Source organism: Amycolatopsis sp. H20-H5 (assembly GCF_035828755.1).
Taxonomy (GTDB): domain Bacteria; phylum Actinomycetota; class Actinomycetes; order Mycobacteriales; family Pseudonocardiaceae; genus Amycolatopsis.
This window is the reverse complement of record NZ_JAYMZS010000182.1, coordinates 2,067-13,151: the sequence shown is the minus strand read 5'-3', so window position 1 is coordinate 13,151 and position 11,085 is coordinate 2,067. Positions and strand designations below refer to the sequence as shown.

General features: G+C 70.6%; 14 protein-coding genes and 1 pseudogene. 6 read left to right on the top strand and 9 right to left on the bottom strand.

Going from position 1 to position 11,085, the window contains the following annotated elements; all coding sequences use genetic code 11:
- Positions 1-73 precede the first annotated feature (73 nt).
- Both QMK34_RS44730 and QMK34_RS44725 read right to left on the bottom strand, forming a co-directional pair.
- On the bottom strand, positions 74-451 hold the full coding sequence (locus QMK34_RS44730; RefSeq protein WP_326420927.1) for a hypothetical protein: 378 nt from the start codon (positions 449-451) through the stop codon (positions 74-76).
- A 14-nt stretch (positions 452-465) separates the two neighbouring features.
- A complete protein-coding gene (locus QMK34_RS44725; protein WP_326420926.1) occupies positions 466-1,422 on the bottom strand; it encodes a hypothetical protein in 957 nt (318 codons plus the stop codon).
- A gap of 193 nt (positions 1,423-1,615) precedes the next feature.
- Here QMK34_RS44725 and QMK34_RS44720 point away from each other — a divergent pair, with 193 nt between their 5' ends.
- The 3 genes from QMK34_RS44720 to bcp all read left to right on the top strand — a co-directional run bounded on the left by QMK34_RS44720 (position 1,616) and on the right by bcp (position 3,021).
- Complete coding sequence (locus QMK34_RS44720; RefSeq protein WP_326420924.1) at positions 1,616-1,798, top strand: hypothetical protein; 183 nt, start codon at positions 1,616-1,618, stop codon at positions 1,796-1,798.
- Between the two features lie 189 nt (positions 1,799-1,987).
- Positions 1,988-2,521 carry a hypothetical protein gene (locus QMK34_RS44715; RefSeq protein ID WP_326420922.1) on the top strand — a complete coding sequence of 178 codons (534 nt, stop codon included), beginning with the start codon at positions 1,988-1,990 and terminating at the stop codon, positions 2,519-2,521.
- Between the two features lie 23 nt (positions 2,522-2,544).
- Complete coding sequence (bcp, locus tag QMK34_RS44710) at positions 2,545-3,021, top strand: thioredoxin-dependent thiol peroxidase (RefSeq protein ID WP_326420921.1); 477 nt, start codon at positions 2,545-2,547, stop codon at positions 3,019-3,021.
- 27 nt (positions 3,022-3,048) lie between these two features.
- On the opposite strand, the gene QMK34_RS44705 is transcribed toward bcp, so the two are convergent.
- The 3 genes from QMK34_RS44705 to rph form a co-directional block, all read right to left on the bottom strand.
- Positions 3,049-3,750, bottom strand: coding sequence for a response regulator transcription factor (locus QMK34_RS44705; protein ID WP_326420920.1), 702 nt, complete (start codon positions 3,748-3,750; stop codon positions 3,049-3,051).
- A gap of 89 nt (positions 3,751-3,839) precedes the next feature.
- Entirely contained in the window at positions 3,840-4,445 is a 606-nt protein-coding gene (rdgB, locus tag QMK34_RS44700) for an RdgB/HAM1 family non-canonical purine NTP pyrophosphatase (RefSeq protein ID WP_326420919.1), read from the bottom strand.
- Complete coding sequence (gene rph, locus QMK34_RS44695; protein WP_326420918.1) at positions 4,442-5,221, bottom strand: ribonuclease PH; 780 nt, start codon at positions 5,219-5,221, stop codon at positions 4,442-4,444. The genes rdgB and rph overlap by 4 nt, the downstream gene beginning before the upstream one ends.
- Positions 5,222-5,327: 106 nt before the next feature.
- Here rph and QMK34_RS44690 point away from each other — a divergent pair, with 106 nt between their 5' ends.
- The gene (locus tag QMK34_RS44690; RefSeq protein WP_326420917.1) at positions 5,328-6,149 is read left to right on the top strand and encodes a hypothetical protein; all 822 of its coding nucleotides are present in this window, start codon (positions 5,328-5,330) and stop codon (positions 6,147-6,149) included.
- A 95-nt stretch (positions 6,150-6,244) separates the two neighbouring features.
- Positions 6,245-7,216, top strand: a pseudogene (locus QMK34_RS44685) (lysylphosphatidylglycerol synthase transmembrane domain-containing protein); the annotation flags it as partial.
- A gap of 15 nt (positions 7,217-7,231) precedes the next feature.
- On the opposite strand, the gene QMK34_RS44680 reads toward QMK34_RS44685, so the two are convergent.
- Genes QMK34_RS44680 through QMK34_RS44670 form a run of 3 tightly spaced genes read right to left on the bottom strand, consistent with a single transcriptional unit; the run spans position 7,232 to position 9,500 of the window.
- Complete coding sequence (locus QMK34_RS44680; protein ID WP_326420928.1) at positions 7,232-7,999, bottom strand: MBL fold metallo-hydrolase; 768 nt, start codon at positions 7,997-7,999, stop codon at positions 7,232-7,234.
- A 29-nt stretch (positions 8,000-8,028) separates the two neighbouring features.
- Positions 8,029-8,835, bottom strand: a complete 807-nt coding sequence (gene murI / locus QMK34_RS44675) for a glutamate racemase (protein ID WP_326420916.1) — start codon at positions 8,833-8,835, stop codon at positions 8,029-8,031.
- A gap of 41 nt (positions 8,836-8,876) precedes the next feature.
- Positions 8,877-9,500: a rhomboid family intramembrane serine protease gene (locus QMK34_RS44670; RefSeq protein WP_442785357.1), complete on the bottom strand. Its 624-nt coding sequence runs from the start codon at positions 9,498-9,500 to the stop codon at positions 8,877-8,879.
- A gap of 91 nt (positions 9,501-9,591) precedes the next feature.
- On the opposite strand from QMK34_RS44670, the gene QMK34_RS44665 reads away from it, so the two are divergent.
- Complete coding sequence (locus tag QMK34_RS44665) at positions 9,592-10,449, top strand: arylamine N-acetyltransferase family protein (protein WP_326420914.1); 858 nt, start codon at positions 9,592-9,594, stop codon at positions 10,447-10,449.
- Here QMK34_RS44665 and QMK34_RS44660 read toward each other — a convergent pair.
- Positions 10,410-11,042: an aspartate/glutamate racemase family protein gene (locus QMK34_RS44660; protein ID WP_326420912.1), complete on the bottom strand. Its 633-nt coding sequence runs from the start codon at positions 11,040-11,042 to the stop codon at positions 10,410-10,412. The two genes, QMK34_RS44665 and QMK34_RS44660, sit on opposite strands and share 40 nt — an antisense overlap.
- Positions 11,043-11,085 lie beyond the last annotated feature (43 nt).

Below are 11,085 nucleotides of genomic sequence, written 5' to 3'. Positions count from 1 at the left end.
ACCAACGCACCGCCATCTACCGCTACAACCACTCACAAACCTACGTAGACACCGTCATCAACTGGGCCAACGCCTACCGAAACGGCGTCAACACCCTCCCCGACAGCACCATCCCCATCGGCGCACCGCCCGGCACACCCGACGCCGCGGACGCGCCAGGACAGGTCCCGGTCCCGCCGGTCACCGAACTGCCGCCGCCCGTCGTGCCCACCCCCGGCGTCCCGGCAGGCACGCCGACGAGCACCACACCGACGACCACCCTGCCGCCGAGCACGACGCCCCCGATCAGCACCACACCCCCGGTCACGACACCGCCAGTCACGACACCGCCCGCGACGACACCGCCTGCCACAACGCCGCCTGCCACAACACCTCCGGCGACCACGCCGAGCTCGACCACCCCGGAGACGCCCGCCAGCACGGGCGCCGCGAATCCGGCGACGAGCACCACGCCCTGAGCACAGGTCAGCCGACGAGGTCGATCTCGAACGGGTCCGCGGAGCTGTACTCCAGGTCCGCCCACACCGCGCCGGGCAGCTCGTGCCGGTGGTGGCTGGTGAGCTTGATGAACTCCTTGCCGTGGCCGTCCATCGGGTTGTGACCGATCCCAGACTTGTCCGAGCCCCAGGCGAAGATGTTGCCCAGCCACACCGGGTTGGGCGCGCTGCCGCTCCCGTCGATCCTGGGCCGGACGATGATCGCCGCGGTCTCGCTCCCGGACAGCAGCAGCCGCACCACGGTGGTGTCGGGGCTGGCGTCGATGGTCCTGCGCTCCATGAGTTCGGTGACCTTCCTGGGAGTCGGGCCGTCAGCGCCCGAAGCGCCGCCGGTGAAGTGCTTGAAAATGAGGACGCGGTCGGTGCTGATGCCGCCCACCGTCGGCTGCGTGTTGTTGTCCTGCCAGCCGTGCACGAAAGCGCGGACCACCGAGCGGGCGCCACACTGGACGAAGTAGTCGACGTGCCCCACCGCGGCGTCCATCGCGTCGGAGAACCCGTAGGCCCCGGTCCGGCCGCGGCCGAGGACGCTCACCGCGCCGTCGAGGTACGCCTGCCACACCTGGGGCGTGATCCGCGGCAACCCGGCCTGGTCGAACCAGCGGTCGGCGCAGAACAGGATCACGCCGCCGAAGCCGAGCCAGTTGGCGCCGGTCAGCGCGCGGCCGGCGTTGGCCTGTCCGGCGGCGAAACCGCCGAGTGGGTCGTTCTTGCCGATCTCGAAGTACGCCGCCTCCATCGCGAGGCCGCCGCGGACGAGGTCGTCGTACTCCGCCTTGTTCGTGTGTTTCGCCTGGAGGTGCTCCGGCGCGTCGAGGTACCGGATCACGCCGGACGGGCGTTCACCCTGCGGCCCGACGGCCGTGCCCGTGATGATCGCGGCGGAGAGCCTTTTGGCGCTGTAGTCGATCCACCAGGTGGCCATCGGGGTCCCTCCTCGTTCGAGGAGACCAGCTTGGCGGGCCGGGCAGGGCCTCGGAACGACCGAGCGCGCACCGATCGAGCCGCCGCGGGCCTCCCGATCGGGAAGCCGAACAGGCAGGTCCAAGCCCTCGTGCCGGGCACGCGTGTCGTCGTTCATACTGGGGCGACGTCCGCCCCGCACCGGGAGGTGAGCCATGGCGTCCAAGAATCCCGTCCGCTGGATCATCCAGTGTGCTGACTGGTTCGAGGAACGCGGCGTCTACGTGCCCGGCGAAGAGAACCGCACGATCGATCCGTTCCGTGACTTCGGCTGGCTCATCGTCGCCTGGGTGGTCACCCTGGCTGTCTTCATTCTCTTCTTCGCCCTCGCCGTTTAAGAGGCACATCAGTGACGACTGTCACCATGAGTGTCGTTCCGATCACGGATCGGCCACGGGTGGACACCAGCTCCGCTTCAACCCGGTCATGCCGCTCGTCCACGCGGGGGAAGCCAGTCACAGTGGAGCAGGTTCGGATCATCACCTACGCCGAACGGCTGACCCGCAACGCCGACTGGAGTAACCGCAATGGCGCCCCCGCGCACCCCGAAGCTCGTACTGGCCGCCTGCGTGCTGTTCCTGGCGGTGGGCTGCGGGGTCCAGGCCCCGGAGAACGGGGTCGCCGTGCTGAGCGCGGGCGGCTCGCAGGGCTCGGCCACCCCGGCGGGCAACGAGCTGAAGTTCGGCGGCGAGCACCGGTTCGCCAGCGGCGTGACGATCACCGTCTCGACCCCCAAGTCGTTCCAGCCGAGTGCCGGCGCGTACCCCCGCAGCCCGCGCGCGGCCGCGTTCGACATCACGATCGAGAACACCGGGGCTGACGCGTACCACCTGTCCGGGCTGTCGGTGACGGCAACCGTGGCCGGGGTGCCCGCGAAGCAGGTCGTCGACGCGACACAGGGGTTCAACGGCATCTTCGACGCGGGCAAAGACGTGGCCCCGGCCCGTTCCGTGCACGTGACCCTGGCGTTCGCGGTGCCCAGCGAGCAGGTCGCGCTGCGGGTCCAGCTGCGGCCCACGCCGTCCGACCCGGTCGCGGCGACCTATTGCGGGCCCGCGTAACCGACCGGCGCTAGTCTCTGGCCATGACCGAGCAGCAGCTTTCCCCCGGCGACGACGCGCCGGAGTTCACCCTCCCCGACAGCGAGGGCAAGAACGTCTCCTTGAGCGACTTCCGCGGTCAGTCGGTCGTCGTGTACTTCTACCCGGCGGCGAGCACCCCAGGGTGCACCAAGCAGGCGTGCGACTTCCGCGACAACCTCGCGGACCTCAACGGCGCCGGTTACCAGATCCTCGGCATCTCGCCGGACAAGCCCGCGAAGCTGGCCAAGTTCGCCGAGAAGGAGCAGCTGACGTTCCCGCTGCTGTCCGACGAGGACAAGACCGTGCTCACCGCGTACAGCGCGTTCGGCGAGAAGAAGAACTACGGCAAGGTGTACCAGGGCGTCATCCGCTCGACGTTCGTCGTCGACCCCGAGGGCAAGATCTCGGCGGCGCAGTACAACGTCCGCGCGACCGGCCACGTCGCGAAGCTGATCAAAGACCTCAACCTCGTCTTCTGAGTTGTAGATCTTCCGATCACGAGCAGGCTACGGAGCGTCACCACCGGCGGTGAGCTTGTAGCCGATGCCGTACACGGTGACCAGCTGGGCGGGTTTGCGTGGCTGGGCCTCGATCTTCTTGCGCAGGTTCATCACGTGGACGTCGATGGCGCGGGTGGTGATGAACCGGTCGAAGCCGTGCAGCTGCTCCAGCAGCTGCCCCCGGCTGAACACCTGATCGGGGTGCCCGGCCATCACTTCCAGTAGCCGGAACTCCGCGGGCGTGCACTCGACCGGGTCGCCGTGGCGGCGGACCTCGTGCCGGAGCGGGTCGACGGTCAGCGGGCCGACCCGCAACGCCGCGCCGGGCGTGGGGACCGCGGGCCTGCTGCTGCGGCGAAGCAGCGTCCGCACCCGTGCCATGAGTTCACGCGGGCTGAACGGTTTCGTCACGTAGTCGTCGGCGCCGAGGTCGAGCCCGAGCAGCAGATCGTCCTCTGTGGACCGTGCGGTGAGCATCAGCACCGGCAGGCCGGATTCCTGGCGCAGCGTCCGGCACACGGCAAGGCCGTCCAGCACGGGCAGCATGACGTCGAGCACCAGCAGGTCCGGCGGCACCCGGCGGACCTCGTCGAGCGCGGCCCGGCCGTCGGACACGACGACGACCGAATGCCCCTCGCGTTCCAGGTAGCGGCGGACGAGTTCCGCCTGCTTCGGATCGTCCTCGGCCAGGACGATGTGTGCGCACATGAGAACGAGACTAGGTCCGCGCGGCGGTCAGGAGCGGGTCGAGCACCGGAGCACTACCGGTTCCTCACATTTCCCTGACAATCTCAGCCTTACTGAGCGAGCTTGCGGAGCTCGGGGAGCAGGGCCCGCAGGGCGCGGCCGCGGTGGGAGAACTGGTCCTTCTCCGCCGGGTCCATCTCCGCGGAGGTGCGGGCTTCGTTCTCCGGCACGAAGATCGGGTCGTAGCCGAAGCCGTTCGTGCCCCGGCGGGCCCGCTCCAGCGTGCCACGCCATTCGCCGCGCACCACGGTCTCCTGGCCGCCAGGAACGACGAGCGCGGCGGCGCACACGAAGGCCGCGCCGCGCCGCTCGTCCGGGGTGTCGGTCAGCTGGGCGAGCACGAGCTCGAGGTTCGCGTCGTCGTTGCCGTGCGTGCCCGACCAGCGCGCCGACAGGATGCCGGGCATGCCGTTGAGCGCGTCGACCGCGATGCCGGAGTCGTCGGCCACCGAGACCAGGCCGGTGGCCGCCGCGGCGTCACGGGCCTTGGCCAGCGCGTTGCCCTCGAAGTCCGGGGCCGTTTCGGGCGCCTCCGGGAATTCCGCGACGTCGGCGAGGCCGAGCACCTCGACGCCTTCGATGCCCTCGGCGACCAGGATGCGCCGCAGCTCGCCGAGCTTCTTCGCGTTCCTGGTCGCGAGGAGCAGCTTGGTCACTTCGCGCCCTTCGACTTCTTGTTCGCCTGCGGCTCCGGGAGCTCGCCGGGGTACGGCAGCGCCAGCGCCTCGTTCTGCAGGCGGGTGAGCTCGGTGCAGCCGGCCTGCGCCATGTCCAGCATCGTGTCCAAAGTGGACCGGGCGAAGGTGGCGCCCTCGCCGGTGCCCTGCACCTCGATCAGGGTGCCCGCGTCGGTGGCGACCACGTTCATGTCGACCTCGGCCCGCGAGTCCTCCTCGTAGGGCAGGTCGAGCCGGACCCGGCCGTCGACGACGCCGACGCTCACCGCGGCGACCGAGGTCGACAGCGGCTGCGGGTCGGCCAGGCGGTTCGCCGCGCCGAGCCAGGTGATGGCGTCCGCGAGGGCGACGTAGCCACCGGTCACCGCGGCCGTGCGGGTGCCGCCGTCGGCCTGGATGACGTCGCAGTCGATGACGATGGTGTTCTCGCCGAGCGCGGCCAGGTCGATGCACGCGCGCAGCGAGCGGCCGATCAGGCGGGAGATCTCGTGCGTGCGGCCACCGATGCGGCCCTTGACGGACTCGCGGTCGCTACGGGTGTTGGTCGCGGACGGCAGCATCGCGTACTCGGCGGTGACCCAGCCGAGCCCGGAACCGGCGCGCCAGCGCGGCACGCCCTCGGTGACGCTGGCCGCACACAGCACGCGCGTGTTGCCGACCTCGATCATCACCGAGCCTGCCGGCCACTTCTGGAATCCCCGGGTGATCTTCACGTCGCGGAGCTGGTCGTCGGTCCTGCCATCTTTTCTCGCCACGCCTGCACTCTAGAACGACACCGGCGGGCGTCGTCCCGCGGTCCTTGTTGACACCCTGTCAGATCAGTACTGTCCTGAAGACGTTCACACTTCTGGGGAGAAGAACATGAAACGCACACTGTCCGTCCTGCTGGCCCTGGCCACGGTTCTCTGCCTCGTCGCGACGCCCGCGCAAGCCGCGCCCCCGCGTGGGGCGGCCGCCTGCGCGGCGAGTCTCGACTGCCCGGCCGAGGAGCTCAACCAGCTCACCATGGCGGAACGGCTGGACTTCGTGCACGCGCTGACCACCGGGCCCGCCGCGGCGGTGATCCCCGGCTACACCGGCCGATGGGGCAACATCGAGGGCATCATCGCGTTCTTCGAGGACCGGTCGATGGGCGGCACTGGCACCTGGGTGTCCTATGTGGACGCCGGGATCCTGGAGGGGATGGAGCGCGGCGTCGCACTCGCGTCCGGCCGGGGCACGGACACCTTCGGCAACCCGGGGTCGGCGCTGTGGGCCAGCTACCTGACGCGGCTCGCGGCGGGCCAGCTGCGGGCGCGTTCCGCGCACGACCTCGCGTGGAGCCAGGCCGAGCAGGCGTCCACCGACCACGGGGTGGTGCTCGCCGAGCAGGTCCACGGCGTTCCCGCGACCGCGGTGGAGAAGCGGTTCTTCGAGTTCTCGGAGTTCTACCGTTTCACCCTGCGCAACCGCTCGGCGCTCCTCGACCCGTTCTCGCCGGGCCCCGGGCCCGGCCCGCAGCGTCAGCTGACGTTCCTCGACTGGTTCACCGACGTCGCGAACCCGACCCCGAGCCGCCACGGCGCCGAACTCGCCTACAGCCTCGCCGAGTTCGACCTCCCGGCCGGAGCGGTCCGCGGCGCGGCCATCCTCGCCGCCTACGGCAAAGCCCTCCTCGACGACTACCTCGCCGAAACCCGCTGACTGCCCCTGAAGGCCACCATGACGGCGTTTTACGCCGTCATGGTGGCCTTCAGGGACCTTCGCCTTTCGAGGACGTAACTCAGCCCACGTTGACCATGCGGAGGCGTCGGCGGATAATTCATCGTGAGATGAAAATGGGTGAGAGCATGACTCCCAGTAAGCGCAGGGCCGCCAAGGTCCTGGGAACGGTGGCCGTGATCGCGGTCATGCTCGTCACCCTGCGCGACAAGCTGCCCGCGCCGGGCCAGATCCTCGACGCGCTGCACACCGCGGACACCCGCTGGCTGCTGATCGCCGGACTCGCCGAGTTCGCCTCGATGTCCACCTTCGCCCGCCAGCAGCGCCGCCTGCTGTTCGCCTTCGGCGTCAGCATGCCCCGCCACCGTGCACTCGCGCTGTCCTACAGCCGCTCCGCGATCTCGATCAGCCTCCCCGCGGGCTCGGCCGTCTCCGCGGGTTACGCCTTCCGCCAGTTCCGCGCGGGCGGCGCCACCCGCACCTCCGCGACAGCCGTCATGGTGCTCTCCGGCCTGCTCTCCTTCGCCGGGCTCGCGCTGCTCTACATGACAGGCGCGCTCACCGTGGTCTGGCAGGCACACCCGATCCTCGTCAGCGCCGGAGCCGTCGTCGCGCTGGGCGTGCTGGGCTGGCTCGCCAACCGGCTCACCCACCAGGAGCAGCACGAGCCGCGAGCGCACAAGGGCAGGCTCGCGCCGGTGCTCGACGCACTCGCGACCGCGCGGGACGTCGCGCCGCGGCACTGGGCGCTAGCGCTCGGCGCGGCCGTCGTCAACTGGCTGACCGACCTGCTCTGCCTCTACGCCTCGGCCCGCGCGTTCGGCCTCACCCTCGGGATCGTGCCGATCGCGGGCGTCTACCTGACCGTGCAGATCCTCCGCCAGATCCCGCTCACCCCCGGCGGCATCGGCGTGATCGAGGTCGGCCTGCTGACCGGGCTCGTCTCGGCGGGCGCCGCCGAACCGGCCGCGGCCGCCGCCGTGCTGAGCTACCGGCTGCTGTCCTGCTGGCTGATCCTGCCGCTCGGCCTGCTCGGCTGGCTGGTGCTGCGCAAGGAGAAGCAGTCAGATCTCGTACACGCCGCCCTGCTCGACGAGTCCGCTCCCGGGGAAGACGGCGAGCGCCTCCGCGAGGACGGCGTCCCGGTCGGTCCAGGGCGCGATGTGGGTCAGCAGCAACCGGCGCACGCCGGCGTCACGAGCCAGCTCACCCGCCTGCTTCCCCGAAAGGTGGACACCTTTCGGGCGATCCGGCGAGTCGGTCCACGACGCCTCCGAAAGCAGCACGTCGACGTCCCTGGCGAGCTCGGGGAGCACGTCGCAGGGCCCGGTGTCGCCGGTGTAGGCCAGCGTGCGGCCGCCGTGACTCACCCGGACCCCGAAAGCCGGGGTCGGATGGTCGACCGGGACGGCGACGACCTCGAACGGCCCGATCCCGACCGGCTCGGCGCCGAGCGGGTGGAAGGCGTAGACGTCCGACAGATCGGTCGTCGCACGCTCGGCCTCGTTCGGCGCGTAGGCGTTCGCCAGTCGCGTCGGCGCGTCCGCCGGTGCGTGCACCGGCAGCAGCCGCGGGCGCGCCGGGTACGGCGGCTCGGGATGGTAGCGGCGCAGGACCGTCAGCGCGCTGACGTCGGCGCAGTGGTCGGGATGCAGGTGCGACAGCACCAGCGCGTCGAGGTCGAACGGGTCGCGCACGGTCTGGAGCTGGGCCAGGGTGCCGTTGCCGAGTTCGAGACCGAGCACGAAGCCCTCGGCCTCGAGCAGGTAACCGGACGCGGCGGAATTGGGCCCGGGGATACTGCCCGAGCAACCGAGGATGGTCAGTCGCACGTCGACACCTTATGCGTCGGAGGGCCTTCTTAGGCGCTGGTGGGAGACAGCACACCCGGCGCGAAGCCCATGAAGCGCTGCGCGAGCCTCGTGAAGGACTCGGGTGAACCGGTCGCGAGGAACTCGTGACGCGGCGGAGTGTCCCGTTCGGCGAGCAGATCGCGCTCGGTGAGCACCCGGAAAACGTCCTTCGCGGTCTCGTCCGCGCTCGAAACGAGCGTCACCTCCTGGCCCATCACGATCTGCAGCACGCCGCTGAGCAGGGGGTAGTGCGTGCAGCCGAGGACCAGCGTGTCGACCTGGGCGTCCAGCAGCGGCTGGAGGTAGCCCTCGGCGAGGCCGAGCACCTGTCGGCCCGAGGTGATCCCGCGCTCGACGAAGTCCACGAAACGATGGCAGGCGACACTGGTGATCTGGACGTCCCGCGCGGCGGCGAACGCGTCGTCGTAGGCGCGGGACCGCACGGTGCCCTCGGTGCCGATCACGCCGATGCGGCCGGTGTGCGTGGCCACCACGGCCCGGCGCACGGCGGGCAGCACGACCTCGATCACCGGGACGTCGTAGCGCTCGCGCGCGTCGCGCAGGCAGGCGGCCGACGCCGTATTGCAGGCGATGACCAGGGCCTTGACCCCGGTTTCCACGAGATGGTCCAGCTCCGCCAGCGCGTACTGGCGCGCGGTGGCGATGGGCAGCGGGCCGTACGGGTTGTGCGCGGTGTCCCCGACGTAACGCAGCTGCTCACCGGGCAGTTGCTCGAGGATCGCCCTGGCGACGGTCAACCCGCCGACACCTGAATCGAACACACCGATCGGGGCTTCTGCGGACGGGCTGCTCACACCGCGAGGTTACCCGGACCCGACTACACAGCCTTGCCCGACTACACAGCCTTGCCCGAGCGGGACTTGTCACTCCGGGCCACGACCCAGGCGGCCAGCACCCCCGACAACGCCCCGAACAGGTGCCCCTGCCAGGAGATCCCGGTGTTGCCCGGCAGCAGGCCCCAGAGCATCCCGCTCCACACCGCCAGCAGCACCACGGCCACCGCGATCTGCGCGACACTGCGGTTGAAGATACCCCTGACCAGCAGGAACGCCAGCCAGCCGAAAGCCAGTCCGGACGCGCCGACGGTCACCGCGTTCGACGGCCCGACCAGCCAGACGCCCAGCCCGCTGACCACCCAGATGATCGCGGTCACCACCACCCAGCGGCCGATCCCGGCCGCCATCGCGAGGAAGGCGAACACCAGCACGGGCACGGTGTTGGAGAACAGGTGCGACCAGCCTGAGTGCAGCAGCGGCGCCCAGAGCACCCCGTCGAGCCCGGAAAGCTCGCGGGAGTGGATTCCGCCCTGGTCCAGGTCGCCGGGGATGAGGACGTCGGCGAGCTCGACCAGGTAGAGCAGCAGCGTGAAGCCCAGCGCGACGATCGCCGCCGCCTTGGGGTTCGGCGGCAGGACTCGCTTGGCCGGGTCGGTGTCCGGGGCTGGTTGTGCCGGCAGGATGCTCACGTCCTCCAGGCTACGACTCCTGGCGGCACCCGCCCTCGGTGAAAAACCCTGAGGTTCTGCCGGTGCCCGTCGCTAGTCTGCGGTCATGCGGATCGATGTACACGCTTACCTGGCCAGGCTCGGGCTGGATCGCGAGCCAACCGGCGTCACGGCGCTGCACCGGCTGCACGCCGCGCACGTCGAGCGCGTGCCGTACGAGGCACTGGAGGTCCAGCTCGGCCGGGTGACCACGCTGGAGCCCGCGGACTCGCTCGCGCGGATCCTGCGCGGCCGTGGCGGGTACTGCTTCCACCTCAACGGCGCGTTTTCGGCGCTGCTCGCCGAGCTCGGCTACCAGGTCACGCGCCACCACGGCGGCGTGCAGGCCAACGCGGGCGACACACCGGGAGCCGACCTCGGCCACCTCGCGCTGACGGTCTCGGGCGTGCCCGGCGACGACGGGCCCGGCTGGCTGGTGGACGTCGGCCTCGGCGACGGGATCCACCTGCCGCTGCCGCTGCGCGAGGGCACCTACGAGCAGGGGCCGTTCACCTATCGGCTCGGGCCGTCCGAGGTCGAGCCGGGCGGCTGGCGGTTCGACCACGACACGACCGGGAGCTTCGTCCGGATGGACTTCAGGCCCGGCACGGCGGCGATCCCGGACTTCACCACGAAGCACCATGAGCTTTCGACGTCACCCCGTTCGGGCTTCGTCCGGGTGTCGGTGCTGCAGCGCCGGGACGCCGACGGCGTCGACACCCTGCGCGCGCTGACGCTCGGCCGCACACCGGGCGCGAAGACCGTGCTGGAACGGCCCGCGGACTGGGAGGCCGCCATCCGGGACGTGTTCGGCATCCCGCTGACGGAGTTCACCCCGGCCGAACGCGAACGGCTGTTCCGCCAGGCAGCCGCCCAGCACGAAGCTCACCTGGCGAAGGGAAGCTCCGTGAGGCCCAGCGCGTAGTCGACGGCGGCCTCGGCGTGCAGGCGCGTGGTCGGGAAGGTCGGCACCGGGCTGTCCCCTGGCCCGACCAGCAGCTCGATCTCGGTGCAGCCGTAGACGACGCCCGCGGCGCCCGCGGCGGCGAGCCGCCGGATCACCCCGCGGTAGGCGTCACGCGACTCGTCGGTGACCACGCCGAGCACGAGCTCGTCGTAAATGATCCGGTGCACGGTTTCGCGGTCCGCGGGTTCCGGCACGAGCACGTCCAGCCCATGCGCGGCGAGCCGCTCACGATAGAACGGCTGCCCCATGGTGAACGCCGTCCCCAGCAGCCCCACCCGCTCGATCCCGGCGCGCGTGATCGCGACGGCGGTCGCGTCCGCGAGGTGCAGCAGCGGGATCCCGAGCCCGTCGACGAGCAGATCGGCAACCTTGTGCATGGTGTTGGTACACAGCACGACGAGCTCGGCGCCCGCTGCTTCAAGCGCCTTCGCGGCGCGGTTCAACTCACGTCCGGCGTCGTCCCAGCGCCCTTCGGCCTGCATCGCCTCGACGGACTTCTCGCCGTCGGTGTGCGTACGCAGGATGGTCGGGATGCTGACGTTGACGGCCATGGTTCTCCTCCGGTGGGTTCTTACCCGCAGACGTTCGGGAGGG

Excerpts from the sequence above, each read along its gene's own strand:
- QMK34_RS44660 (WP_326420912.1), bottom strand. The coding sequence starts at position 11,042 with ATGGCCGTCAACGTCAGCATCCCGACCATCCTGCGTACGCACACCGAC.
- QMK34_RS44665 (WP_326420914.1), top strand. The coding sequence starts at position 9,592 with ATGCGGATCGATGTACACGCTTACCTGGCCAGGCTCGGGCTGGATCGC.
- QMK34_RS44705 (WP_326420920.1), bottom strand. The coding sequence starts at position 3,750 with ATGTGCGCACACATCGTCCTGGCCGAGGACGATCCGAAGCAGGCGGAA.
- QMK34_RS44690 (WP_326420917.1), top strand. The coding sequence starts at position 5,328 with ATGAAACGCACACTGTCCGTCCTGCTGGCCCTGGCCACGGTTCTCTGC.
- QMK34_RS44715 (WP_326420922.1), top strand. The coding sequence starts at position 1,988 with ATGGCGCCCCCGCGCACCCCGAAGCTCGTACTGGCCGCCTGCGTGCTG.
- bcp (WP_326420921.1), top strand. The coding sequence starts at position 2,545 with ATGACCGAGCAGCAGCTTTCCCCCGGCGACGACGCGCCGGAGTTCACC.
- QMK34_RS44720 (WP_326420924.1), top strand. The coding sequence starts at position 1,616 with ATGGCGTCCAAGAATCCCGTCCGCTGGATCATCCAGTGTGCTGACTGG.
- QMK34_RS44725 (WP_326420926.1), bottom strand. The coding sequence starts at position 1,422 with ATGGCCACCTGGTGGATCGACTACAGCGCCAAAAGGCTCTCCGCCGCG.